21 protein-coding genes are annotated in these 24,208 nt (G+C 54.1%); 2 read left to right on the top strand and 19 right to left on the bottom strand.

Going from position 1 to position 24,208, the window contains the following annotated elements; all coding sequences use genetic code 11:
• Nucleotides 1-59 precede the first annotated feature (59 nt).
• From ACFWUB_RS08335 to ACFWUB_RS08245, 19 genes are all read right to left on the bottom strand, one after another.
• The gene (locus ACFWUB_RS08335) at nucleotides 60-1,121 is read right to left on the bottom strand and encodes an RNA-guided endonuclease TnpB family protein (protein ID WP_416183804.1); all 1,062 of its coding nucleotides are present in this window, start codon (nucleotides 1,119-1,121) and stop codon (nucleotides 60-62) included.
• Nucleotides 1,122-1,604: 483 nt separating this feature from the next.
• Nucleotides 1,605-3,620, bottom strand: a complete 2,016-nt coding sequence (locus ACFWUB_RS08330; RefSeq protein WP_416184396.1) for a SpoIVB peptidase S55 domain-containing protein — start codon at nucleotides 3,618-3,620, stop codon at nucleotides 1,605-1,607.
• Nucleotides 3,621-3,631: 11 nt separating this feature from the next.
• Entirely contained in the window at nucleotides 3,632-3,922 is a 291-nt protein-coding gene (locus ACFWUB_RS08325; RefSeq protein WP_020309663.1) for a hypothetical protein, read from the bottom strand.
• Between the two features lie 41 nt (nucleotides 3,923-3,963).
• On the bottom strand, nucleotides 3,964-5,034 hold the full coding sequence (locus ACFWUB_RS08320; protein WP_020309664.1) for a rod shape-determining protein: 1,071 nt from the start codon (nucleotides 5,032-5,034) through the stop codon (nucleotides 3,964-3,966).
• A complete protein-coding gene (gene murA, locus ACFWUB_RS08315) occupies nucleotides 5,015-6,289 on the bottom strand; it encodes a UDP-N-acetylglucosamine 1-carboxyvinyltransferase (protein WP_416183803.1) in 1,275 nt (424 codons plus the stop codon). Before murA ends, ACFWUB_RS08320 begins: the two co-directional genes overlap by 20 nt.
• 343 nt (nucleotides 6,290-6,632) lie before the next feature.
• The gene (gene glpX / locus ACFWUB_RS08310; RefSeq protein ID WP_020309666.1) at nucleotides 6,633-7,598 is read right to left on the bottom strand and encodes a class II fructose-bisphosphatase; all 966 of its coding nucleotides are present in this window, start codon (nucleotides 7,596-7,598) and stop codon (nucleotides 6,633-6,635) included.
• Nucleotides 7,599-7,919: 321 nt separating this feature from the next.
• Entirely contained in the window at nucleotides 7,920-9,200 is a 1,281-nt protein-coding gene (gene serS / locus ACFWUB_RS08305; protein WP_416183802.1) for a serine--tRNA ligase, read from the bottom strand.
• Between the two features lie 54 nt (nucleotides 9,201-9,254).
• Nucleotides 9,255-9,899 (bottom strand): histidine phosphatase family protein, encoded by a 645-nt coding sequence (locus ACFWUB_RS08300; RefSeq protein ID WP_302527534.1) that lies wholly within the window; start codon nucleotides 9,897-9,899, stop codon nucleotides 9,255-9,257.
• A 13-nt stretch (nucleotides 9,900-9,912) separates the two neighbouring features.
• On the bottom strand, nucleotides 9,913-11,505 hold the full coding sequence (gene serA / locus ACFWUB_RS08295; protein ID WP_014015860.1) for a phosphoglycerate dehydrogenase: 1,593 nt from the start codon (nucleotides 11,503-11,505) through the stop codon (nucleotides 9,913-9,915).
• Nucleotides 11,506-11,532: 27 nt separating this feature from the next.
• The gene (gene serC, locus ACFWUB_RS08290; protein WP_014015859.1) at nucleotides 11,533-12,606 is read right to left on the bottom strand and encodes a 3-phosphoserine/phosphohydroxythreonine transaminase; all 1,074 of its coding nucleotides are present in this window, start codon (nucleotides 12,604-12,606) and stop codon (nucleotides 11,533-11,535) included.
• Between the two features lie 779 nt (nucleotides 12,607-13,385).
• A complete protein-coding gene (locus tag ACFWUB_RS08285; protein WP_416183801.1) occupies nucleotides 13,386-15,668 on the bottom strand; it encodes an adenosylcobalamin-dependent ribonucleoside-diphosphate reductase in 2,283 nt (760 codons plus the stop codon).
• Between the two features lie 139 nt (nucleotides 15,669-15,807).
• Entirely contained in the window at nucleotides 15,808-16,764 is a 957-nt protein-coding gene (locus tag ACFWUB_RS08280) for an alpha/beta hydrolase (RefSeq protein WP_020309673.1), read from the bottom strand.
• Nucleotides 16,765-16,770: 6 nt separating this feature from the next.
• The gene (gene dhaM / locus ACFWUB_RS08275; RefSeq protein ID WP_020309674.1) at nucleotides 16,771-17,148 is read right to left on the bottom strand and encodes a dihydroxyacetone kinase phosphoryl donor subunit DhaM; all 378 of its coding nucleotides are present in this window, start codon (nucleotides 17,146-17,148) and stop codon (nucleotides 16,771-16,773) included.
• A gap of 21 nt (nucleotides 17,149-17,169) precedes the next feature.
• On the bottom strand, nucleotides 17,170-17,799 hold the full coding sequence (dhaL, locus tag ACFWUB_RS08270; RefSeq protein ID WP_239639869.1) for a dihydroxyacetone kinase subunit DhaL: 630 nt from the start codon (nucleotides 17,797-17,799) through the stop codon (nucleotides 17,170-17,172).
• Between the two features lie 6 nt (nucleotides 17,800-17,805).
• On the bottom strand, nucleotides 17,806-18,795 hold the full coding sequence (dhaK, locus tag ACFWUB_RS08265) for a dihydroxyacetone kinase subunit DhaK (protein WP_020309676.1): 990 nt from the start codon (nucleotides 18,793-18,795) through the stop codon (nucleotides 17,806-17,808).
• A gap of 207 nt (nucleotides 18,796-19,002) precedes the next feature.
• A complete protein-coding gene (gene pyrR, locus ACFWUB_RS08260) occupies nucleotides 19,003-19,536 on the bottom strand; it encodes a bifunctional pyr operon transcriptional regulator/uracil phosphoribosyltransferase PyrR (protein WP_292261590.1) in 534 nt (177 codons plus the stop codon).
• A 15-nt stretch (nucleotides 19,537-19,551) separates the two neighbouring features.
• On the bottom strand, nucleotides 19,552-20,469 hold the full coding sequence (locus ACFWUB_RS08255; protein WP_416183800.1) for an RluA family pseudouridine synthase: 918 nt from the start codon (nucleotides 20,467-20,469) through the stop codon (nucleotides 19,552-19,554).
• A gap of 10 nt (nucleotides 20,470-20,479) precedes the next feature.
• Nucleotides 20,480-20,917 carry a signal peptidase II gene (gene lspA, locus ACFWUB_RS08250; RefSeq protein ID WP_416183799.1) on the bottom strand — a complete coding sequence of 146 codons (438 nt, stop codon included), beginning with the start codon at nucleotides 20,915-20,917 and terminating at the stop codon, nucleotides 20,480-20,482.
• Between the two features lie 125 nt (nucleotides 20,918-21,042).
• Nucleotides 21,043-21,207, bottom strand: coding sequence for a DUF362 domain-containing protein (locus ACFWUB_RS08245; RefSeq protein WP_014015850.1), 165 nt, complete (start codon nucleotides 21,205-21,207; stop codon nucleotides 21,043-21,045).
• Nucleotides 21,208-21,722: 515 nt separating this feature from the next.
• Between ACFWUB_RS08245 and ACFWUB_RS08240 the strand changes: the two genes are divergently transcribed.
• Together ACFWUB_RS08240 and ACFWUB_RS08235 are read left to right on the top strand one after the other, a co-directional pair.
• A complete protein-coding gene (locus ACFWUB_RS08240) occupies nucleotides 21,723-22,403 on the top strand; it encodes a response regulator transcription factor (protein WP_020309681.1) in 681 nt (226 codons plus the stop codon).
• Complete coding sequence (locus tag ACFWUB_RS08235; RefSeq protein WP_292261593.1) at nucleotides 22,387-23,820, top strand: sensor histidine kinase; 1,434 nt, start codon at nucleotides 22,387-22,389, stop codon at nucleotides 23,818-23,820. The genes ACFWUB_RS08240 and ACFWUB_RS08235 overlap by 17 nt, the downstream gene beginning before the upstream one ends.
• Nucleotides 23,821-24,208 lie beyond the last annotated feature (388 nt).

The raw sequence follows: 24,208 nt of genomic DNA, 5'->3' as shown, positions 1-24,208 counted from the left end.
CTTACACTCTCTCCACAGGCGTAGATTCCCGTGCGCCCCACGGTATTTTATGGATTACGTCAGGCAGATATCCGCCTGGCTTCTTCTCGGATATTGATGGCCGCGTTCTTATCGCGGTTATGGTGACTGCCACATTTCGGGCAATCCCATTCCCTTACAGATAAGTCCTTGGTTTCGTGGTTCTGATATCCGCAAACATGGCACAGCTGGCTGCTGGGATACCACTTGTCTATCTTGATAAGCTGTTTGCCTTGCCAAGCCAGTTTATACTCCAGCATGTTCGTGAACATATTCCAGCCATTGTCAGTTACGGATTTGCCAAAACTGAACTTGCCACCCTTTTTCCGCTTGGCCATCGCTTTGACGCTAATATCCTCAATGCCAATGGCATCATAGCGGTCTGCAAGGTAGCGAGCCTTCTTATGCAGGAAGTCCCGCCGTTGATTGGACACTCTCTCATGGAGAATAGCTACGCGAAGCCTTTGTTTTTCTCTGTTGTGACTTCCTTTCTGCTTTTTGGATAGCTTCCGCTGTGCCTTAGCCAATCTCTTCTCTGCCTTTCGCAGGAAATCGGGATACTTAGCCTCATCCTCATCGGAAGCCACATACAAGCCGTGCATCGCAAAATCCAGGCCCAGGAAGGTCTTCGGTATGACAGGGAGTATTTGGTTTTCATACTCCACTAGCATACTGATATAGTACTTTCCGGATGGCGTCTTGCTGATGGTTACGGTCTTTATGATACTGTTCTCCGGCAAGGGACGATGCTGGCATAGTTTCACCCAGCCGACTTTCGGCAGTTTCACCTTATGGCCCTCGATTCGGACAGAGCCTTTCTGGTTGTTCGTAGAATACGAAGCACGACAATTTTTCTTTGACTTGAAGCGCGGCTTGCCGAAATGCTTGCTGTCATTCCAAAAGTGGCTGTAGGCCTTATTCAGGTTCATTTGGGCATTGGCAAGGGCTAAACTATCGACTTCCTTTAACCAAGGGAATTCTTCCTTGTACTGCGCAGGCGTGTTATTCAGCTTTTGGCCGGTTTCCTTATAATAGTCAATGCGGTCACTCAGCATCTTGTTGTAGATGAATCGGACACAGCCGAAGGTCTTGGCAAACATCATTTTCTGTTCTGTTGTCGGGTAGAGCCTGTAACGGCATGCCTTATTCACTATCATCACCTGCCTTGACTTTCCAAATCCTTTCACTCTTACTACTGATTATACTGCAAATCAACTTGTGAAGCCATTGTTTTTCTGATGGCATCGAGCCCTCAGAAAAACCTGCAATTCATCTCACCGCCTAAAGAGGCGGGAGACTTCTTGCAGAATCAGGTTAAAAATGGATGTAAAACACCTGTATTCAATTGTGCCTAAATTGTGAGAAAGAAAATAAGGAAAACTAAAATTGCAATTTGAGTTTTCTACAGCTAAAATAATAGCATTTTATGCGAAAAATGGCAAGGGAAAAGGCGCTGTCATATGAAGACAGCGCCTGTTTAGTGGCTAGTGGCTCGTGGCTCGTGGTTAGTGGCTAGTGGCTAGCTGCTGACTGCGACATGCGGCCTACGGCCTGCGGGACGCCCTTTGGGCGTCCCCTACGAACGGCTAGTGGAACATATCCAGATCGACGGTGCGGATCGGTTCAGCCGATTTCTTATCCTGGCCTTTATCGGGTTTCTTGTCGCTTCCCTTGTCATCTTTCTTGGTTGTATCCTTGTTGTCATCGCTGCTCTTATCGGCTTTGACCAATTCATCATCCTGCGAGGACCCGTCGGTTTCTTCACCGATGACGGCTTTCGCTTCGTTGATGTTGTGGTTCTTGGCCAAATAAGCGTCGCGTTTTTCCGGCGTGACGACTTTGATGGTGATCTGGCCGTCGCCTTTGACGATATACGGTGTCGGAATGGAAGATTTGGCGTCGTTCGGATTTTCATCGCCGATGTTGTGCTTGCCCGGTTTGATGACATCCTTGGCGCTGGTCCCCGGTTCTTTGCCGCGGATCTTTTCCTTCTTCACTTTCGTGCCGCTTTCGTTGATCATGCTGACGCCCTGGCTGAGGATTTCGATGACCAAGTCATTGTTGGCATCTTCTTTTTCGATTTCCTTCTTCAGTTCATTGAAATCCTTATAATGGCGCAGGCGCTGGACGATTTCGTCAGTCAGGTTGTAGCGCTGTTTTTCGATGAGGTACGGCAGAGGAATGACGCCGCCGCCGCGCACTTCCAGGACCATATCGCCGAGAGGCTGGTTCTTGGGGACGGTGAAGCTCATGGTCTTCACTTCATCGACACCGCGGTACGGGTGGAGCTTGACCTTGAAATAGACCGTATCGTCTGGGCTGACAATGACAGGCGCTGCCGACGCATCGACGATGGTCGCCGACTTGCAGGCCTGCGTGATATCGACGGACATGTTGATGTCCAGGATAGGATAGTCGATGAACTCATTGTGTTTCAAGATATCCAGTACATTGTAGAGCTCGTCGATACTCTTTTCATTGATGTTATCTTCGGAATAATACATATTGTGCCGGGTAATATCTTTATCACGGCCATTGGAAGAGCGGATGGTATACGACAAGGTCGCCGTGCCGCCGCCCGTGCGGTCGATGGTCTTATTGACCGTATTGTACACCGTCGTAGCCGCCAGGACCGGAGTCAGTTCATTGTCTTCGATGATCTTGACGCGCTTGGTCATGGCCGTGTCGGTGTCCGTATCCCTGGCCTTGATGACGACGGGAATGCCCGGTGCCAGATAGCCATACTGGCCGCCGATGCCGGCGCCGCGGTCCTGAGTGATTTTGCCCACTTCGGCACCGATAGAGCCCAGCTTAAAGGAACTGGACAGGTTATTGACGACTGTAAAGATGTAGGCATTGTGCATGAAATAATTGATGCTGCCCTTTTTCAGGAAGGGATGGCCAAAGGCGACGATCTGGTCGTTGTCGACGTAAGTGACCGTCCCGATGGCACCCATCTTCATATCGCCGTTGACGAAGGCTGCGGCGACGCTGCTGCCCGGTTCCAGGGGCAGGGCCGTGCTGTCGCTGCTGGCCGAAGCCGTATCGACAGGCATGAAGTTATAGCCCGGCAGTTTGCTCTGCATCCACGCTGTCGACACGCTGTCGAAGCCCGACGTCATGAGCGGCGTCGCAATGGGGATGAGCGATGATTCGCGGGCGTTGAAAGGCCGGATTTCTTCTCTCGTCGGCACATTCCAGAGCTTGATCATATCGTTGATAGGCGTAATCATGCCGACGCGGGAATTGGTAAAGGACCAGCCGTAAGCGACGGCACCGAGCAGTTTGCCATTGATATAGACCGGGCTGCCGCTCATGCCCTGAGCGATGCCACCCGTTTCTTCAATGAGGGGCCCGGAAAACTTGGCCAGGACCAAGTCCCCTGACGGGCCGCTGTTCTTCATGACCCCTAAGATTTCGACGGGGAAGGTATCAATAGTCGTACCGTGGACGACGGTCTTGGCATAGCCCGTCATCCCCGGCTGGACTTCACTGACATTCATGAACTCCTGTGCCTGTGCCGAAAGAGCCAGGATACAGGAAAGGGCCGCGGTCAGACAGACCCGGCCCAACGTACGCCGCAAGGCGGAGACTTTCTTCATCATGGTATATCTCATTTCGTTTCCACCACGACGACAACGGCGCCTTGCTGCACTTGTGATCCCGGCTGAACGAGGACGGTCTTGACGACGCCATCCTTGTCAGAACGGGCAGCCGGCATCGGACCGGCCAGGGAATTCACCGTAAGCAGGACATCTCCCTCTTTGACGGCTGCACCGACAGGGGCTACGCTGACGACGCTGCCGCTCAATACCGTCGTGTACGATACGTCAGCAGCTGCGGCCGGCATAGCCATCAGACCTGCTAACCCAGCTAATACGGCGAGTCTGCGAAACTTTTTCATGACGGCTCCCTCCTTCTCAGCTCCGCCTGCTGCGGAGCACTCTATAAATCATCAAAACTATCTTTTAAGCGGTCCATTTCCCGCAAAGCCTTACCGGCTCCGTTGGCGACGCACAACAAAGGTTCATCGCAGAGATAGGCGGCCATGCCTGTCGTCTGGGAAATGAGGCGGTCGAAACTATCCAGGAGCAGGCCGCCGCCGGTAAGGACAATGCCATGGTCGGCAATGTCCGCAGCCAGTTCGGGCGGTGTCTTTTCCAGGATGGAAACGATCGTCTTGAGGACGGTCTGAATCGGTTCGTCCAGGGCCTGGCGGATTTCCTGCGAGTCGATATCGACCGACGTCGGCAGGCCCGTTTCCGTGCTGCGGCCGCGGACATCGGCTGTCATGCGCCGGCCGTCGCCCATGGCCGTGCCGATGAGTATCTTCAGCTCTTCTGCTGTGTGCTGACCGATGGCGACGTGCTTGATCTTTTCCAAATAGCGGATAATCGCTTCGTCAAAAGTGTTGCTGCCAATGCGCAGGGATTCGCTGATGACGACGCCGCTCAGGCTGAGGACGGCGACGTCCGTCGTCCCGCCACCCATGTCGACGACCATGGAACCATTAGACGTGGCAATGTCCAGACCGGCGCCGATAGCGGCAGCCAGCGGTTCTTCCATGACCGTCGTCTTGCGGGCACCGGCCTGCATGGCCGCTTCGATGACGGCCCGCCGTTCGACGTTGGTGACGCTCGACGGGACGCAGATGACGACGCGGGGTTTAAAGATCAGTGCCTTGCCGATGGCCTTGCGGATGAAGTAGCGCAGCATGTATTCCGTCGCGTCGTAGTCGGCGATGACGCCGTTGCGCAGCGGATGGTAGGCGTGGATGTTACGCGGCGTCCGCCCCAGCATGGCCTGGGCTTCGCGGCCGATGGCGACGACTTTATTTTCCATCGTATCGACGGCGATGACGGCCGGTTCATTGACGACAATGCCCCGGTTCTTGACGAACACGATGATATTGGCCGTTCCCAGGTCGATAGCGATATCGCTGCCGAACCAGTTGGCCAGAAAGAACGAATGAGACTGTTTCGGCTGTACTCTTTTCTTAGTTTTCTTCTTCCTCAATATTGACGCGAACAATGTCTGCACCTAGCCTTTGTAATTTTAATACGAGATTATCATAACCGCGGTCGATGTGGTATAAATAGCCGACTTCCGTTTTCCCTTCGGCGACGAGGCCAGCCAGGACTAAGGCAGCACCGGCCCGCAGGTCCGTCGCATTGACAGAGGCCCCTTTGAGCCTGGGGACGCCTTCGACGATGGCGCTGCGGCCTTCGATGCGGATCTTGGCACCCATGCGCTTGAATTCGTCGACGTGCATGAAGCGGTTTTCAAAGACCGTTTCGGTGACGACACTCGTCCCCTGGCAGATAGTCGTCAGGGCCATGAACTGGGCCTGCATGTCTGTCGGGAAACCGGGATAAGGCAGGGTCTTGATATCGGCCGGGCGAAGCGGTTCATGGCCGATGACGCGGATGCCGTCGATTTCTTCCTGGACTTCGGCGCCGACTTCTTTCAATTTGGAAATGAGGGGCTTCAAGTGTTCCGAAATGGCATTCTCTACGAAGACATTGCCCTGGGTCATGGCCGCGCCGACCATGAAAGTACCCGCTTCGATGCGGTCGGGGATGACGGCGTGATTGGCGCCATGCAGTTCCTTGACGCCTTCGATGCGGATGACGTTGGTGCCGGCACCGCGGATGTTGGCGCCCATACTGTTGAGGTACGTTGCCAAATCGACGATTTCCGGTTCTTCTGCGGCATTTTCCAGGACCGTCTTACCGTCGGCCATGGATGCAGCCATGAGGATATTTTCCGTAGCGCCGACGCTGGGGAAATCGAGATAGATCTGAGCCCCTTTGAGGCCATTCGGTGCCGTCGCTTCGATGTCTCCGTTTTCCAGGTTGATGACGGCTCCCATGGCTTCAAAAGCCTTGAGGTGCAGGTCGATAGGACGGGCACCGATGGAGCAGCCGCCGGGCAGGGAAATCTGGGCCCTCCCCTTGCGGGCCAGTAAAGGTCCCATAACCAAAAAAGATGCACGCATACGGCGCACTAAATCATACGGAGCCGTTGTCGATGTCAGCTCATGGGCATCGATGACCAGTGTATCTCTTTCAGGATGTTCTATATGAACGCCGAGGGACGCGATGACGTCACAGACGGTATGTACGTCGGCTAATTTCGGGATTTCTGTCAAAGTACTCTGCGTCGTTCCCAGCATAGATGCGACAATGATAGGCAGCACGGCATTTTTAGCCCCGCTGACGCGAACCGTACCCTGTAAGGGCTTTCCACCATGAATAACAAGTTTCTCCAATTCTGGTGCCTCCTAATACTATTCGAGTAGTTTATTCTAAATGGCCAAAAGGCAATGGCGCCTAAGGTGCCATTATGAGCATATAATTACTATCAAGTCATTGTACCATAAAAGGGAAGAAAAAAAAAGGGCTTGTCGCCGTGCGATAAGCCCTTTTTACGTTCTCCCAATCCGGAAAATCACTCATATTCCGGAGCGGGCTTGCCACGTGCAAGCCCCTACAGACGAAATCACTCGGAAATTTTTCTTCAACCTACAAGCGGGACGCTAACTGCTGACCGCTAGCTGCTGACCGCTAGCTGCTGACGGCTGACAGCAACCTGCGGCCTGCGAACTACGGCTTTTACAAATGAATACTCCATTTGGCCTTCTTGTCGAAGCGGTGGAACGTGTCGATGAAGCGGATCGTGCCGCTCTTGTAGCGCATGACGACGGACATGGTGCGGGCGCCGCCGCCAAAGTACTGGACGCCTCGCATCATGGGCGTATCGGTAATGGCCGTCGCCGAGAAGATGCAGTCGTCGCCTTTGACCAGGTCGTCGAGGGTCATGACGCGGTTGATGTCATCAATGCCCATTTCCCAGCAGCGCTTCCGTTCTTCGTCGGTATAGGGAATGAGGCGGGCCTGCATATCGCCGCCCAGGCATTTCAGGGCCGCTGCAGCCAGGACGCCTTCCGGAGCGCCGCCGATGCCCATGAGGACGTGGACGCCGGACCCTTCGATACCGGCGTCGACAGCCGGCGAGACGTCACCGTCCGTGATGAGCTTGATGCGGGCGCCGGCACTGCGGCATTCGTCGATGATTTCCTGATGGCGCGGCCGGTCGAGGATGACGACGGTCAGATCGTCGATGCCTCGTTCCAGGCCTTCGGCGATGCGGCGCAGGTTTTCCTGAACGGGCTGGGTCAGGTCGATGCGGCCTTTGGCCCGCGGTCCGACACAGAGCTTTTCCATGTACATGTCCGGAGCGTGGAGCAAGTTCCCCTTGCGGGCGATGGCCATGACGGCAATGGACCCATCCTGGCCTTTCGCCGTCAGGTTCGTCCCTTCCAGCGGGTCGACGGCGATATCGACTTCCGTGCCGCCGGCGCCGACTTTTTCACCGATATAGAGCATCGGCGCTTCGTCCATTTCGCCTTCGCCGATGACGACAGTCCCATCAATAGGAACCGTCGATAAAATCGAATGCATCCCATCGACAGCCAACTGGTCAGCGCCCATCTTGTCGCCCTTCCCCATGAGGCGGCCAGCCTTGACGGCAGCCGTTTCGGTAACGCGGACAAATTCCAAGGTCAATACGCGATCCATAGTGAACCTCCTATCTAAAAATAATTGAAATACATATATAGTATTACTTCTAGACAGAGTAAAAAAACTCCTGCCTCGGGGCAGGAGTTTTTTCGTTCATCGTTTATCGCAGGCGAACGCCTTTTTCGAGTTTGAAGTTTGCAGTTTTTAGTTTGCAGCAAATGGTAAAAAATTTAAAGCCAGCTCTACAAACTCTGTACTACAAACTATAAAGTAAAAGGGACCGTGTATGATGGCAAAATTTTTCGTGCGACAGCCCCCTACGAACGCGACCGGCGGCCTGCGAATGCGAACTGCGGGACGCCCTTTGGGCGTCCCCTACTACTGTTTCGTGATCACGTCGCAATGCATGTACGGGCGGAGGACTTCCGGTACGATGACGGAACCGTCAGCCTGCTGGTAGTTTTCCAGGATAGCGGCGACGGTACGGCCGACAGCCAGGCCGGAGCCATTCAGGGTATGGACGAATTCCGGTTTCGATTTCGGCGTGCGGCGGAAGCGGATATTGGCCCGGCGTGCCTGGAAATCTTCCGTATTGGAGCACGACGAGATTTCACGGTATTTCCCCTGTGCCGGGAACCAGACTTCGACGTCGAAGGTCTTGGCAGCGGAGAAGCCGATATCGCCCGTGCAGAGGCAGACGACGTGGTACGGCAGGCCCAGGGCCTTGAGGATATCTTCGGCGTTGTTGGTCAGTTTATCGAGTTCATCATAGCTCGTTTCCGGAGCAACGTATTTGACCATTTCAACTTTGTGGAACTGGTGCTGACGGATGAGGCCCCGCGTATCGCGGCCAGCCGAACCGGCTTCGGCACGGAAGCACGGCGTCATGGCCGTGAAGTAGGCCGGCAGCTTGGCACCGTCGATGATTTCACCGCGGTAGTAGTTGGTCAGCGGTACTTCTGCCGTCGGGATCATGTACATTTCTTCGCCTTCGACGTTGAGCTTGTACATATCTTCGTAGAACTTCGGCAGCTGGCCTGTACCGGTCATGGAATCGCGGTTGACGATGTACGGCGGGATGACTTCGGTGTAGCCGTCCTTTTCTGTATGCTGGTCGAGCATGAAGTTGTAGACAGCGCGTTCCAGGCGGGCGCCGGCGCCGATGTAATAATAGAAGCGGGCACCCGTGACTTTAGCAGCCCGTTCGGAATCGAGGATACCCAGTTTTTCACCGACATCCCAATGATTGAGGGGCTGGAAATCGAATTTCGTCGGTTCGCCCCATTTGCGGACTTCCGGGTTGTCGCTGTCGTCGTTGCCAACGGGGACCGAGGGGTGGCACATATTGGGGATCATGAGCTGGATAGCGCGCATGTCAGCTTCAACTTTCTTGACTTCTTTGTCGAGGACGTCGATGTCGTCGCCGAGCTTCTTCATGGCTGCGATCTGGGCGTCAGCGTTTTCTTTGTTGCGTTTGAGCTGGCTGATTTCCTTGGTGACCGTATTGCGTTCGTTCTTCATGGCTTCGACTTTCTGAAGAATGTCGCGGCGCTGGTTGTCCAAGGCGACGAAAGCGTCGACATCGGCTTTGGCATGGCGGTTCTTAATATTTTCTTTGACTTCTTCCGCATGTTCGCGGATGAATTTCGTATCTAACATGATAATTTCTTCCTTCCTCAGTAAATATGCTTTTATACCCCTCGTATTATAGCCTTATAAGCCTTTTTGTTCAATACCGCTGAACAAATACCCCATATGATTCGTAGAATTGAGCAGGACCAGGCGCCATACGCCATCCTGACATTCCAGGACGTTGATGCACGTATTATCCTGCTTGATCTGCCAGAAATGGCTCATATCCAGACCCAGGATATCGCAGATGATGGCCTTGTTGACGGCATCATGAGCGGCGACGAGGACCGTCTTGCCGTCGTATTTCCGGACGTAATCATCAAAGGCGGCACGGGCGCGGACGCGGACGTCTTCCAGCGATTCGCCGCCCTGACCGGGCATGGTCACCGTATGAGGCTGTGTATGCCAGCGGTGGAATTCTTCAGGATACTTGGCTTCGATTTCATCGGCCAGCTTCCCTTCCCAGTCGCCGTGGTTGATTTCCAGGAGCCTGTCGTCTTTGAGGACCGGCAGACCGTGGAGGTCCGCGCAGAAGGAGCAGGTCATGTACGACCGTTCGAGAGGACTGGAAATGGCCACGTCGATGGGCGTGTCTTTCAGTCCTTCAGCGACCATATGGCCCTGCTTGAGGCCCCGTTCACTGAGGTGCGTATCTTCCTGGCCCTGGTAGCGGCCTTCAATATTCCATTGTGTTTCGCCGTGGCGAATGAGTATGATGCGTACCATAGTGTTCCCCCTGTTAGTGAATATCGCAGTGAATGAGCTTCATGTCGAGGATGCCGTTGATCGAGCGGAGTTTGACCATGATATCGTTGGGGATATCGTCCTGGACGGCGATAGCCATGATGTTGTTGCCCGATTTGGTCATCCGGCCGACCTGCATGCCCATGATGTTGATGTGAGCCTGGCCGAGGATGGTCGAAATCTGGCCAATCATATTCGGCTGGTCGACATGCGGTACCAGGAGCAGGTAGCCTTCCGGCGTGAAGTCGACGCGGTATTCGTCGATCTGGACGATCTTGGCTTCCGTGCCGTTGAACAAGACGCCGACGATGGCGTGTTCCCCTTTATTGGTGCGGACCCGGACGGTGACGGAATTGACAAAATAGCCATTGGACTGGCTATTGATTTCTTTAATGGCAATGTGGCGCGTCTTGGCGACTTCGGCGGCATTGACGTAGTTGACCGATTCCTGGAGGATCGGATTGAGGGCTCCTTTGAGGACGGCCGTCGTCAGCAGGCGCGTTTCCGTATCGGCCAGTTCGCCCGTGTATTCGACTTCGATTTCCTTCATCGGCGCATCGGCCAGGTAAACGGCCAGGTTGCCCATGCGTTCCATGAGGTCGAAATAAGGATGGATGACATTGTAGACATTGGGCGGTACCGGGGCCATGTTGACAGCCGTCGCAACCGGTTCGCCCTTGAGGGCTTCCATGACGCCTTCAGCGACATCGATGGAAACGCCGATCTGAGCTTCTACTGTCGATGCGCCGAGGTGCGGCGTAATGACCACGTTGTCCATGCCCAGGAAGGGGTTGATGTCCTTGGTCAGCGGTTCCGTCGGGAAGACGTCGATAGCAGCGCCGGCGACATGGCCGCTCTTGAGGGCTTCCGCCAAGGCATAAATATCGAGGACAGCTCCGCGGGAGACGTTGATGACCCGAACGCCGTCTTTCATCTTGGCGATTTCTTCCTTGCCGATGAGGCCCCGCGTTTCCTTGGTCAGCGGCGTATGCATGGTGATGTAGTCCGACCGTTTGAGGAGGGTATCCAAGTCGACTTGTTCGACGCCGAGCTGTTTGAACCGTTCTTCCGGGATGTACGGGTCATAACCGATGGTCTTCATTTCCATAGCCTGCATGCGTTTGGCAATGCGCGAACCGATACGGCCGACGCCGATGATGCCGATAGTCTTGTTCTGGAGCTGGATGCCTGTAAAAGTCTTGCGGTCCCAGTTGCCGGCCATGAGCGAATTGTGGGCCTGCGGGATGTGGCGGGTGATGGCCATGATCATGGCACAGGTGTGTTCTGTGGCAGCCAGCGTATTGGAGGTCGGCGTATTGACGACGACGATGCCCCGGGACGTTGCGCTCTTCAAGTCGATGCTGTCGACGCCGACACCGGCACGGCCGACGACTTTCAATTTCGTAGCCGCTTCGATGACTTTTTCCGTAACGTGGGTCATGGAACGGGTGATGAGGCCGTCGTATTCGCCGATGCAGTCGATCAGGCCCTGTTCATCGAGGTTCTTCTTGACATCTACTTCATAACCGTTTTCGCGTAAGAGTTCTACGCCTTTCATCGATACGTCATCGCTGACTAAAATCTTCATGTTCTTTCTCCCCCTATTACTGACACATTAATGTTTCTTCTGGAATTGTTTCATAAAATCGGCCAAGGCCTGGCAGCCTTCTTCGGTGACGGCATTGTAAATGGACGCCCGGCAGCCGCCGATGGACCGATGGCCTTTGACACCGATGAGGTCGTGTTCGGCTGCTTCGGCGACGAACTGTGCTTCCAGTTCCTTCGTCGGCAAGTTGAAGGTGACATTCATCAGGCTGCGCGAATCCTGGCGGGCATGGCCGCGGTAGAAGCCGTGGCTGTCGTCGATGACGCCGTAGACGATGGCGGCTTTCTTCTGATTGCGTTCATACATGGCCTGCAATCCGCCGTGGTCGTCGAGCCAGTGAGCTACTTTATTGACGAAATAAATATTGAACACCGGCGGCGTATTGTATGTCGAATCGTGGTCGACATAGGTCTTATACTGCAGCATGAGCGGCAAATCGCGGCAGACCTTATTCAGCAGGTCGTCCTTGATGATGGCGACGACGACGCCGGCCGGACCGACGTTCTTCTGGACACCGGCATAGATGAAATCGAAATTCTTCACATCTACCGGGCGGCTGAGGAAATCGCTGGACATATCACAGAACAAAGGAACGTCGAAAGACGGAAAATCATGCCATTCCGTCCCATGGATGGTATTGTTCGATGTCATGTAAATATAGTCCGTATCGGGCTTGACGACGAAGCTGTCTGCCTTGGGGATGTACGTAAAGTGATCGGCTTTACTCGAAGCGACTTCATAGGTTTCCCCGAAGAAGGAAGCCGCTTCCATGGCCTTGTTGGACCATACCCCGGTATTCAAATAACCGCCGCGTTTCTTGAGGAAATTGGCCGCGTGCATGACGAACTGCATACTGCCGCCGCCCTGGATGAAGACGATATGGTAATCGTCAGGAACAGTTAGGAGCTTCTTTAGCGTCGCCACCGTGTCGTCCTGCATTTCCTGATAGGCAGCACTGCGATGACTGATTTCGACGATGCTCATCCCCGTATGATTGAAATCGAGAAATTCGTCCTGCACTTCCTTGAGGACTTCCAAAGGCATTGCCGATGGGCCTGCATTGAAATTGTACACTCTCTTCATATTTCCACCTCTTACTATGAGAAGACCGCAGGGGAAGTCTTCTGCCATACCAATAAAAAAACTCCCGTCCCATCAAAGGGACGAGAGTCGATATTCCCGCGTTGCCACCCAACTTGCCTTTCGGCCAACTTGTACCGCTATATCGGGCGTACCCGTCAAATTCATCATTTGCAGCTCCAGAGCGGAACGCCTTACAGCCCTGCTGCCTCACACCACCCGGCAGCTCTCTGAAAGGACCCATAATTTGCTTCTCCTTCATCGCCTTCTGTAAAATTACGTCTATTATAAACACAAACGCCCTGCCTGTCAAGACAAATTTTAACAGGATCATCCCCCAACAGCCGTAGGTGCGTGCTCGTAGCCGATAAATCAGCCCCATCATCCTGCCATGGGCTATCACTATCAGTCTCCAGCGGGTCGCCCACGTGGCGACCCCTACAGTCCGGATTGCCCATTTCCTAAAAGCCAGCGTCAGCCAGTGGCACAACTCATTGGCTTTTCCCAATTTTCCAGAGATTGCATAGAGTCTGATGCCGTCTCTGGGGGGCAGTTGGATTGCCAGGCCAGCGTCAGCCAGTGGCACGACTCATTGGCTTTTCCAAATCTCCCACAGCCCAGAGTCTGATGCCGTCTCTGGGGGCAGTTGGATTGCGTCAGATTGCCCCGTTTCTCAAGGAAGACGCCCGCAAGGCGTAGCAGAGCTACGTCGAGGAGCGGCTGACGAAGAGAAACGGGGCAAGATGATGCAAGACGGCTGTCACCAGAGGCGAAATCAGACTCTAATTACATTTACTCCAACCGCAGTTTTTGCAGGTGTTGCAGCCGCCTTCAAAGACTAAGGGTTCGCCGCACTGCGGGCAGAGCATGCTTTCAGCGGTGACTTTCTTTTCGGCTTTCGGCCGGACCGGTGTCTTTTTGACCGGTGTATGGCCGCTGGCGACAGACGCCGTCTGATGCAGTTCTTCCTGGACTTCGTCAAACATGTCCAGGAGGGCATTGCCGACTGCCATGGGGCAGCACGAACCGCGGCTGGTATCGCCGCGCGTCGCCCGGCGCACCGAATAGGACGGGCAGTTGCCTGTCGAATTGAGCTGGTCGACGATGGTATAGATATCGATGCCGGCGCGGGCACTGATGGAAATCATGCGCGACAAGCCGATCATAAAGTTGTTGCAGCCGCCTGTCGAGCCCTTGCTGAGGTATGTTTCCAGGAGAGCCCCTGTCTGGGGATCGAAGAAAGCCATGCAGTGCAGGCTGCCGCAGCCCGTGATGAGTTTCCGTTTCTTGCCGATGACGTTGTCGTCGATGCTGACGATTTCACCGCGTTCCAGGCCTTCACCAGCCGTAGGTACACGTTTTTCTTCTTCATGGGTCGTCAGGATACCGGCCCGCTTGCAGCCGTCGCGGAACAGGGTCAGGCCCTTACAGCCCTTTTCATAGGCCAAGAGGTAGAGGTCTTCCGTATCTTCGACGGTAAAGCTGTTGGGCACGTTGACTGTCGAACTGATGGACGCATCGATGTGCTGCTGCCAGGCTGCCTGCATTTCGACGCGTTCATGATAATCCAGGGTCAACGCCGTGACGAAGTATTCCGGCAGCTGGCTGTCGTCTTTGATATGGTGTTTCTTCATATACCGTTCGACAATAGGCGTATAGACTTTGTAATATACATCCGTCCCGTGAAGCGATTCCGTCTTGCGTTCATAGAAGTTCGCATAAATCGGTTCGATGCCGCCGGAAATGCCGAGCATCGTCGACAAAGTCCCCGTCGGGGCGATGGTCAGGAGCTGGGAATTGCGCAGGCCGTATTCCTTGACCAGTTTGGCCGTCGCTTCCGTCGTGTTGGCTTTGAAATAAGGCGTACTCATGATTTCATCGATATGGCATTTTTCGAAGGCACCGCGCTGATGAGCCAGTTCTGCCGACGCAGCGATAGCCGTATCGGCCATGGCAAAGCCGATATCATGACAGAAGGCGACGGCGTCTGTGCTGCCATAAGTCAGGCCCATCTGGATGAGCATGTCGCCGAGGCCCATGATGCCCAGGCCGATCTGGCGCCAGGCTTTGACGCTTTCCCGCTGTTCTTCCAAGGGATGCAGGGGCAGGCCTTCTTCGAGGACATCGTTCAGGGCCCGGACGGCAATGCGGACGCAGCGCTTGAATTCATCGAAATCAAAGGTAGCGTTCGGCGTAAAGGGATCGTTGACGAAGTTGGACAGGTTCATGCTGCCCAAGAGGCAGGAGCCACCGGCCGGCAACGGTTCTTCGGCGCAGGGATTGACGCCGGCAAAGGAAAATTCCGGCGTGTGGGCCAGGAGGTTCCACGATTTGATGCGGTCCCAGAACAGGGCGCCCGGTTCGGCATAGTCCCAGTTCGTTTCTGCGACCAGGCGGAAGACGTCGGCTGCATTGACCAGGCTTTCAATGACCTGCCCCGTTTCCTGTCGCTTGAAATGGAGGCGGAACTGTTTGTGTTCCTTGACGGCTTCCATGAATTCATTGCTCAGGCGGATGGAAATATTGGCCTTAGTCACCTTATTGAGGTCCGTCTTGAGCTTGATGAAATCCAGGACATCAGGATGGGCACAGTCGATGGAAATCATCAAGGCCCCGCGGCGGCCGTTCTGGCCGATCAGTTCCGTGACCAGGGAATAGAGGGTCATAAAGGAAATAGAACCGCTCGTTTCTTTGGCCGCGTTGTTGATGCGCGCCCCTTTCGGACTCAAGCGGGAAATATCGATGCCGCAGCCACCGCCGTAGCTGTAGGTCCGGGCCAATTTCCCGGCCCGGTCGAAGATGCTTTCGATGCTGTCTTCCGGCGGCGTCATGACGTAACAGTTGGACAAGGTAATCTTCTTGCCTTCATATTCCAGTCCCCGGTTGGCCAGGATGCGGCCGCCAAAGAGAAATTTCTTGGTTTTGATCAAATCGGCGACTTCTTCATCGCCGCCACTGATGCGGCCGACCCAATGGTCAAAGGTTTCGCCGTTATCGCAATATTTATTCTTCCAAATATCCAGGCCGAGCTGATTCTCTGCACCGAGCCATTCTTGTTCGTTCATAATCTTCCTCCTCCACTGCGCATAGCAAACGCATGACCGCCGTCTACTACATGTAGTAGACGGCGGTCATTTACTATACTAATAATAGCAGGATGGCGGGAAATAGTCAAGTATCGGAAATGCATAGTCCGACGCCTTCCTAGTCATTGAGGACATCCTTTTCTATGAAACGGCTGACGACGCGCAGGTAATCGCTGCGGTCTGTTTCAATGCCGACAGCATGAGGAGAGTCAGCAAAAATATAGAGTTCTTTTTTCGGGCTCGTACAATTATCATAGAGGCTCTTTGCCGTCTTGACCGGCACCAGGGCATCGTCGCTGCCGTGAAGGAAGAGGACAGGCATCTTCATCCGCTTCACAGCCTGCGCCGGTTCCAGGGAAGACACGGTCTTGTGGGTATGGTAGAACATGGCAGCCTGGAAGAAGGGGTCCAGGAGGTCATAACTCCAGATAGCCCGCTTATCTCCTGAAGCCTGCCACAATTTCTCCCGTCCCAGGGAGATGATATTGCCATAAGAGCTATCGGCGACGACAAAGGACAGGTCCTTGCCGTATTCACTGCCTGCATACAGCAGGGCCATGGCCGCTCCGAGGGAGACGCCGTGCAGGCCGATGCTCATCTGTTCATCGCGGTTGCGCAGCCACTGGCACCACATGGCCAGGTCATCGATTTCCCGGATGCCCCATTCCGTATGGGCCCCTTCGCTTTCGCCGTGGCCCCGCAGGTCGATGAGCAGGATATTATAGCCCAGGCGGCGATAGACTTCCATATAAGGCAGGCACATGGACCGATTCTGGTAGAGGCCGTGGATGAGGATGACCGTCTTATGGGAATCATGACGGTTCTCGATATACGTCCCGCGCAGGATCGTCCCGTCCTGACCATTGACCCGGACCGGTTCCCAGCCCCGTTCCTTTTCCCACTGGCGGACGGTGGACACGTCTCGGCTGTGGTTCTCGATGCCCAGGAGCTGGTCCCAGGGAGCATCATAAAATTCTTCATAAGCCATGTTTCCGATATAAGCCCCGATACCGCCCAAGATGACGGCCAGGCAGACCAGGAACAGGAGCAGGCGTTTCAAGAAGCGCTTCATCATGATACCTTACAGCTTCCTGTCCCGGCTGGCTTCTACTTTATCCTGCATGGCAGCCAGAGGCGTACCGCCAACTGCTTCAATGGCGGCGATGACTGCCCCTTCGACGAAGGGGCAGTCCAGGAGCTGTATCTGCCGGTCGTCCAGGCTTTCAGCGACCATTTCTGCCGTCATGACGGCACTGCCCATATCCATGATGCAGGCGACGCCATCGCCTTGATCTACGGCTTCGACAGCCGCCGTGATTTTCTCGAAACTCGTTCCCAGGCTGCCGTCTTCGAGTCCGCCGGCAGCGGCAATAGGCGCATCAGGCGCCATCATGCGGGCCAGTTCAACGGCCCCTTCAGCGGCCTTCTGGCTGTGGGAAATCAATACGATTCCTACCATCTTTTCCTTCACTCCTAAAGATCAGGCCATTTCAGCCAGGACCTGCAGCAAATAGAGCGACGACGTAGCGCCCGGATCCTGATGGCCCAGGCTGCGTTCGCCTAAATAGCTGGCACGCCCTTTGGTAGCGATAATGGTCTTCGTGTATTCTACGCCTTTTTCCGCAGCTTGAGCTGCATCCTGCAAGGCTTCTTTCAATGATTTGCCGGCCGTTACGTCATCCTGCAGGACTTTCAGTGCCGGGCACAAGGCATCGAGCATGGTCTTTTCGCCTTCTGTCGCCTTGCCGCGCATCTTGATGCCGTCGACAGCGGCTTCCATGGCTTTGACGAAAGCAGGTCCGTCGATTTCCGTCAGGCCCTTGCAGGCCATGCCGGCTTTCATAAAGGCCGTCCCGTAGAGCGGGCCCGATGCGCCGCCAACTGTCGACACGAGCTGCATGCCGACGCCTTTGAGCAGGGCACCGATGTCACCGCCTGCCAGGGAAGGCAGCTTCTTTTCGACGGCTTCAAAGCCGCGGGCCAGGTTGATGCCGTGGTCGCCGTCACCGATTTCGTTGTCGAGCTCGGTCAAATATTCTTTTTCTGCTTCGATTTTCTTAGCCATCCCTTCGACGATGGCTGCCATCTGTTTCGTATCCAATGAACTCATCCCCTCTTATTTTTTCCAGGCCAGCGTATCGGCCGGTGCATCGTAGAGAGCCTTCATTTCGTCATCCAGGCGCAGGAGAGTGATGGAGAAACCAGCCATTTCGATGGATGTCATATAATTGCCGACCATCGTGTCGTAGACGCTGATGCCCTGTTCCTTGAGATAATCCTGTACGAAGTTGTTGACGATGTACAGTTCCATGAGCGGCGTCCCGCCCATACCGTTGATGAGGACGACGACTTCATGACCTTTATAATCGAGATCCGCCAGAATCTGGTCGACGAGCATCTTGGCGATTTCATTGGCCGGACGCATTTTTTCCCGATGCGTCCCCGGTTCGCCATGGATGCCGATACCGATTTCCATTTCATCATCGGCCAGTTCAAAGCCCGGTTTTCCCGCAGCCGGAACAGTGCACGGTTCGATGGCCATGCCCATGGAGCGGACGTTGGCGATGACCTTTTCGGCGACGGCCTTGACTTCCGGCAGTTCAGCGCCCTGTTTAGCTTTGGCACCGGCGATCTTATGGACGAAAATCGTACCGGCTACGCCGCGGCGGCCCGTCGTATACAGGCTGTCCCGGACGGCGACGTCATCATTGACGACGACATAGTCGGCCTTGATATCTTCATCGGCTGCCATTTCGATGGCCATTTCAAAGTTCATGACATCACCTGTATAGTTCTTGACGACGCAGAGGACGCCTTTATCCGTCGCTACGGCTTTGATGCCTTCCAGGACCTGGTCCGGTGTCGGCGACGTGAAGACCGTCCCGGCCACGGCGCAGTCGAGCATGCCCGTGCCGACGTAGCCGGCATGAGCCGGTTCATGGCCGCTGCCGCCGCCGCTGACCAGGGCGACTTTGTCTTCTTTTTTGTCGGCCCGGACGACGATGGTCCCATAATCGAGTTTGCGCAGCTTCTTCGGTGCCGATTTGACCAGGCCCTGAATCATTTCCTCTTCAACGTTGTTGACATCATTGACAATTTTTTTCATGATAACCCCTTCTTTCTAGGATATAGTTAAAAGAGCTTGTCGCACGTGCGACAAGCTCTTTTAAGTGGTTAGTGGCTAGCAGTCAGTTGTTAGCGGATGGTTAAAAATTTACATCAATCTTCAAACATTAACGCCAGGATAACCAGATAAGATGGTCGAAAACTTCGTGCGATGTTCACTTAAGTATAGCAAGAAATAAGGGGAAAATCAATTCTGTTCCCGCAAGACGACGCGGTCGCACGAATCGGTTTCCTTTAATTGAACCGACACGTCTTCCTTCCGCGACGTCGGCACATTTTTGCCGACATAATCGGCACGGATCGGCAGTTCCCGGTGACCCCGGTCGACGAGGACAGCCAGTTCGATGAACTGAGGCCGCCCCAGTTCCATGATGGCATTGAGGGCCGACCGGACCGTCCGTCCCGTGAACAGGACGTCGTCGACTAAGATGACCGTCTGGCCGTCGGCATCGAATTTGCCGGCATCGCTGACGGCGATGGGGCTCTTGCGGTCGTCGTCGCGATAAGCCGAAATATCGAGATCATACACGGGCACATCCCGGCCTTCGATAGCTGCCAGTTCCCGGCCCAGGCGCTGAGCCAGGGGGACGCCGCGCGTATGGATACCGACGAGTACCGTCTTGTCCAGGCCTTTATTGCGTTCAATGATTTCATGGGCAATGCGGCGGATAGCCCGGCCGATTGCTTTTTCGTCCATGAGCAGTGTCTTTTCTTTCCACATGTGACTCACCACCTGTCAGTCTTTCTTTTCCGCCCGTTCCAGGCAGGCCAGGAAATCAGCCGGCGCTGGCGCTTCAAAATGCATGGCCTTCCCCGTAATCGGATGGACCAGATCGAGACTATGCGAGTGAAGGGCCTGACCGTCGATAGGGAAATCGTCCTTCTTATACCCATATAAAGGGTCGTTGACGACCGGGTGGTGGATATAAGCCATGTGGACGCGGATCTGATGAGTCCGGCCCGTTTCCAGCTTACATTCGACCCAGGTGTAATCGCCATAGCGCTTCAATACTTTGAAATGGGTCACAGCTTCGCGGCCACCCTTAAAGGTGACGGCCATCTTGACCCGGTCTTTGGGATGGCGGCCGATAGGGGCATCGACGACGCCCCGTTCTTCCGAAATATTGCCGTGGACCAGGGCCCAGTACGTCCGGTGCGCCGAATGTTCTTTAATCTGTTCGGCCAGCCCCTTATGAGCTTCATCGGTCTTGGCGGCAACCATGACGCCTGACGTATCCTTGTCCAGGCGATGGACGATACCCGGGCGGATGACGCCGTTGATGCCCGACAACTCGCCCTGGCAGTGATAGAGCAGAGCATTGACCAGGGTCCCGTCGGGATTGCCTGCAGCCGGGTGGACGACCATGCCGCGGGCCTTATTGACGACGATGATGTCCTTATCTTCATAGACGATATCCAAGGGGATGTCCTGCGGGACCACCTTATATTCTTCCTGGAGTTCGATGACAGCCTGTACCTGATCGCCTTCGTTGAGACGGCGGTTGGCTTTGGCGTCCTTTCCATTGACTGTGACTCCCTGGCGCTGAATGAGCTGCTGGGCATAACTGCGCGAAATATCCAGGGCCGTCGTCAAATAGACGTCCAGCCGCTTGCCCTGTTCCTGTTCTGTGACAATTAAATTCTTTTCTTCCATGTCTTCATCCTCATTTATCTGAAATATGGGTCCAACTATACCATAACAAAAGAACGACGCCGACAACAATGCCGATATCAGCGACATTGAAGACGGGCCAGATACGAAAATCGAAGAAATCTGTTACTGCCCCGCGGAGCGTCCGATCCAGGGCATTGCCCAAGGCACCGCCCAAAAGCAGCCCCGCCCCGCCATAGACCCAGGGCGTCGCCGGCAATTTCTTGCGGAATAGACCATAGAGCAGGAATAAGGCCAAGGCCATGACTAAAAAGAGCCACTGCTGATTTTCTAAAATCCCAAAAGCAGCACCGCGATTCAAAATATAAGTAATATGAAAAAATCCCGGAATGACCGGAATGGATTCATGAAGGACCATGGCCTGATGGATAGCGTATTTCGTAAGCTGATCGACAACGGTCACGGCCAGGGCAATGCCTAATACATACAAAGCAAACTCCTCCTATTATGCATCTTACAGTGCTTTTATCCTATCACAGAAACAGGGAAAATTCAATAAAAAAAGGCTGCCGCACAATAGCCGAAGCCTTATGCGACAACCTTTTGCCGAAGCAATTATTCAGCGGAAATAGCGCCTGTAGGACAAGCGGATTCGCAAGCACCGCAGTCGATGCAGGAATCAGTTACAACGTATTTCGTTTCGCCTTCTTCGATGGCACCGGTCGGGCAAGTGCTAGCGCAAGCGCCGCATTTTACGCATTCGTCGGAAATAACATGCATGGTTTTCACCTCCAAACATCAAGCCTTCGGGGGAATCTCCCCTTCGTCTTCCTCATTATTACACGAATAGACAGACTTGTCAATGAATACCGAATGGGTAAAGATATAGGTATTTCCTAGGTTTTTGCGATTGTCCAAAAAAATTTTCTCAAAATTTCGCCAAAATCATTTTCCGTAGAAATAGAAAAAAGCCGGCGAGGGGAGCCGGCTTTCTCTTTTTGCAAGATATCATCGGGGGAAGACAATATCTCAGCAGTTGAAGAAAATAAGATATGGGTGTTCGAGGGGTATATGAACAACTTACTTCTCCAACGTCTCGTAGATGATCTGTTCTACATATACTATAATAACAGGTTCTGGCGAAAAGTAAATCCCTAAAGATTAAAAATAGATTAAATTTTCGTGATATTTTTGTAACAATGTCCGAATGAGTAGTACAAAAAAGGGAATTTATACGTTATAATAGTATGTATATGGCTTAGAGTGTGCAAATTCTTTTTTGGGGAGGTTGTTATATGACCGAAAAGACACATATCTTAATCGTCGAAGACGAAAAACAAATCGCCCGCTTCCTGCAAATGGAGTTGGAACATGAAGGCTATGAATGTGGCATCGAATACAACGGCGCCGCTGCCCTGGACCGCATCGGCCAGGAACACTTCGACCTCATCCTGCTGGACATCATGCTGCCTGACGTCGACGGCCTGACCATCTGTAAGCGGACGCGGGAACTATCGAACGTCCCGATCATGATGCTCTCAGCCAAGGACGATATCGAAACGAAAGTCGTCAGCCTGGACATCGGCGCCAACGACTATCTGACCAAACCCTTCAACAGCAAAGAACTCTTTGCCCGCATCCGTGTCCTCCTGCGAGAACGCCATCAGCTGGCCGACCGGGGAAATTTTCTCCAGCTGAATGACATCACTTTATTCCTCGACCGTCACGAAGTCATGAAGGGAACGAAAAAATTAAAATTGACGAAGAAAGAATTCGAGCTCCTCGCCTATTTAGTCCGGAACAAGAACATCGTCCTCTCGCGGTCGCGCATCGTCGAAGAGGTATGGGGCTACGATTACATCGGCGACACGAATATCGTCGACGTCTATATCCGTTACCTGCGCAGCAAACTGGGCCCGAACGGGCGCAACTACATCCGTACAGTCCGTGGAGTCGGTTATGTGGCAGAAGATTAATCATTGGCTGACACAGCACCTGCTCATCGCTCCCCTGCCCATTTTCGCTAAAATGGTCCTGCTCTATTCGTCTATCGTCTTTTTCATCCTCCTGACCGTATCGGTCGTAACCATTACCAGCGTCCACTACATCATGAACGACTCCCTGCGCGATGAATTGAAGTCCCGCGCTGCGGCGGCCATCCAATACCTGGACGACTACGGAAAGGTCGATACGACGATATTTGTCCGGGCCAACGTACCACCGTCGATGAACTTACAAATTTATGACGGCGCAGGCCATCTCATCGTCGACAACGGCCCGACCCATGCCGTCCGCAAACTGAGCGACCGCTACATCGACGACGCCATAAGCAATCCGCAGAAAAAGCCGCTGCCCACCAGCGTCCAAGGCAACGAATCGTCTGAATTCTCCTATTATCAGCTCTGGACGGACAAACAGGGAAAGAACTACTACCTGCGCTTTTCTCAGCGCCCCGATAAAGAAACGGGCTTCGTGTCGCTCTTATCGAAACAGCTCCTGGCTTCGGTCCTCATCAGCCTGATCTTGACCATCTTCACGGGTATGTACCTCATGAAGCGCTCCCTGGCCCCCTTGCAGGTCATCAATGACACGGTCAAGACCATTGAAGTCAACCGCCTGGACAACCGTATCGCCCTGTCTGACAACAAGAACGAACTCCACGACCTGGCCGTCAGCATCAACCAGGCTCTGGACCGCATCGAATACGGTTATAAACAACAGCAGCAGTTCATCAGCGACGCGTCCCACGAATTGCGGACGCCGATTACCGTCATTGCCGGCTACGCCGACCTCTTATGCCGCTGGGGCAAAGACGACCCGGCCGTCCTCAACGAAAGCCTGACGGCCATCAAATCAGAAACGGACTATATGAAGCAGCTCATCGAACGCCTGCTCTTCTTTGCCCGTTCCAATAATGGAACGCTGTTGAAACACTTTACGAAAATCAATACGGCCGACCTCCTGCAGGAAGTATACAGCGAAGTCAGCCTCATCGACAAAGAACACCAGATCATCCTGCGTCAAAACGACGAAGCCCTGATTACGGCCGAACCGGGCAGCGTCAAACAGATGCTGCGCATCTTCGTCGACAATGCCCTGAAATATACGCCTGCCGGCGGACAGGTCACCCTGACCTGCCAGGCCGACGAAAAGACCGTCCGCTATGTCATCAGCGATACAGGCATCGGCATCCCCAAAGAAGACCTGGAACGCGTTTTTGAACGCTTCTACCGCGTCGATTCGTCCCGCACCAAAGACACAGGCGGATCCGGCCTGGGCCTATCCATCGCCAAATACATCGCCAAGGCCAATAATGCCGAACTGGAATTAGACAGCACCCTCCATAAAGGAACGACAGTCACCGCCATCTTCCAACGCACGCAGGAAGAGTGATGGATTAGCCGTTAGCGGTCGGTCCACCGGACCGCTTTCGTAGGGGCCTGCACGTGGCAAGCCCGCTGTGACTATGTGAGCATAACGTATACTAATATATGTGCGTGTTTTCATGCATCACCTGTCATGTATGATGGATATACCATTATTCCGAACGGGCGCCCCACGTGGGCGCCCCTACTAGCAGCTAGCGGTCAGCAGTTAGCAGTTAGCATCCGCAGTCCTACGAACCATGCCTCATGGACCTGTTATGTATATCGCCATTTATTCGCGGCGGGCCGCCCAAGGCTCCCTTTATAGGGGAGCTGACCGCCAAAGGCGGTCTGAGAGGTTAAAGATCGGCCCCTACGATGCGGCCATAAGGCCGCAAAAACGAGCCACGAACTAC

Source organism: Megasphaera sp., from assembly GCF_047831605.1.
GTDB classification, from domain to species: Bacteria; Bacillota; Negativicutes; order Veillonellales; family Megasphaeraceae; genus Megasphaera; species Megasphaera intestinihominis.
The sequence above is the reverse complement of the archived record's forward strand: the minus strand, read 5'-3'. Positions and strand labels throughout refer to the sequence as shown.